The organism is Shewanella sp. S1-49-MNA-CIBAN-0167 (assembly GCF_040310145.1).
Classification (GTDB): Bacteria; Pseudomonadota; Gammaproteobacteria; order Enterobacterales; family Shewanellaceae; genus Shewanella; species Shewanella psychromarinicola.
The window spans coordinates 1-2,103 of sequence record NZ_JBEOPO010000088.1 but is presented as its reverse complement, the minus strand read 5'-3'; the positions used below and the strand labels follow the sequence as shown (position 1 = coordinate 2,103).

2 protein-coding genes are annotated in these 2,103 nt (G+C 31.6%); both read right to left on the bottom strand.

Annotated elements, in window-relative coordinates; genetic code table 11:
- Positions 1–50: 50 nt before the first annotated feature.
- Positions 51–1,499, bottom strand: coding sequence for a DUF723 domain-containing protein (locus AAEZ00_RS20460; RefSeq protein WP_351089699.1), 1,449 nt, complete (start codon positions 1,497–1,499; stop codon positions 51–53).
- A 148-nt stretch (positions 1,500–1,647) separates the two neighbouring features.
- A complete protein-coding gene (locus AAEZ00_RS20455) occupies positions 1,648–1,929 on the bottom strand; it encodes a hypothetical protein (RefSeq protein WP_351089697.1) in 282 nt (93 codons plus the stop codon).
- Between the last annotated feature and the right edge of the window lie 174 nt (positions 1,930–2,103).

Below are 2,103 nucleotides of genomic sequence, written 5' to 3'. Positions count from 1 at the left end.
ATACCTAACAGATTGTTAAATTTGGCAATCATTCACACGCCAATACATTCTTACTGAGCCAACTGCATAGGCATGTTTTGTAATGTAAATTTTTGTTGTATCTCATAACTACATATCGGACAACCAGAACCGCGCATATGAAGATAAGGAGATAAAGTAAAATAGCCGTGAAGTGGACATGTTATCTGTACATTTTTACTATTATTTTGATAATCTACAAGCTCATAAGAATATTTGTTTTTATGAACATAATTAGCAGTCGCCATAAACTCATTAATGGATAACCGTCTTGAGTCACTTGATTTATTTGCGCCACAAACAGGACAACCTTTCCCACTTTTATGAGATGCAGGTGTTTGCAGAAAGTCACCGTGAATATCACAATTTATTATTACTTTTTCATGATTTCGAACATACTCTGTTTTATCATAATTCCATTTATAATCATGAACCTGTTGAGAAACCTTAATAAACTTAAGCGTATTATGTACCAATTTTTTTGCACGCTTCTCATGACTGCAACTACGGCATCCATTCCCCAACAAATGAAGAGTAGGAGTTTGTAAAAAAAAACCATGAATAGAGCACTTTATTTTTACTTTATGTTCAACTGATATATATTCTGTTTCAGAGTAATCGAACTTATTTCCGTAAATAATAATTGACTCATTTATAAATTGGGAAGTTGTTTTTGTTTGTTTTTCGTTAGCACATAGCTTACAACCAAAGCCGGCTAAATGATTGTGAGGATTCTGTTGGAACTCACCGTGTTTTTTACATATTATAGTGACATTTTTGTGAGATTTTATAAATATAGTCTTTGAGTAATCATAGATGTTGTTATGAACTTTAATTGCTCTATCAATAAATGATTTTTCTGTAATCCGATTGACTTCTTTTTTGCCCTCACAAAGATTGCATCCATTACCGTCTAGATGTTTCCGTGGTGTTTTTTCAAATTCACCATGCTGAGGGCAAATTATAATAACTTTAACCCCTTCTCCCAGATAGTTTACTTTACTATAGTCATACCTATTACCATGAACTTTATTCGACTTTTCATCAAACTCTAACTTTGACTTTAATAATATTTTACTTGCCGCTTTTACTTTGCCACATGATGCACATCCTGAACCTGCCAATAAATGTTGAGCTGTTATTTCAAAGTCCCCATGTTCATAACAGCTAACAGTGACTTTTTTTTTCGCACCTTGGTAATCAATTTTACTTAAATTATATTTATCACCATGAATTAATGATACTTTATTTTTAAATTCAGTTCTTGACTTATTCAATACATCAGAAGCCCTTCGTTCTTTTGAACATTCACTGCAACCTGATTTATAATGATTTGACGGAACCTGACTAAAATCGCCATGTAGTTTACAGGTAATAATAAGTTTGAGTTTACCACTTACAAACAATGTCTTTTCATATGTGTATTTATCACCATAAATTGACTTTGATTTCTCTATAAATAAAGTAGTTTCATCTATCACGCGTCCCTCACTAATTACCTTAATGTAAATAATCTCCAACAAAATCTAAACTAAAAACACATAAATAAAATAACATATCGAAATTATGACAATAAATTTAAAATAAGTTTTCCTGTCTATTTGACTGATATTTATTATCGTTAAAAGATTAATTTAATTCGTAATTTACAAATTGATTCCACTCTTCTATTGCATCCTCAGCAGCATTTAAATGCTTTTCTGATGCTTCATTCATCTCTGCAACAAAATCAGCGATGCACTGCTTATAACGCATAACATCATCATTAAAGCTATCTATTTGCCATTGTGATGTAAATTCATAAGGCTTGTAAGGTTTCGAACAAGAAGGCGAAGGTGTGAACATGTCACTAAAAGCAGGAAAGCTAAAAAAAATTACTAGAATTAAGGGTATAAAATTTCTATGACGCATTGAACTATCCTTGTCTCTAAAATTAACCCAAATATCTTAATTCAATCCTAAGAACTAGTCACCAAAAAAAGTTATTAACGGTTAAGCAACACTTATACCAGGGCGAGATCGTGAACGTTTTTTAAACAATTTAACTCACTATTTGACGTTAACATCTCGCTATGATCTTATACT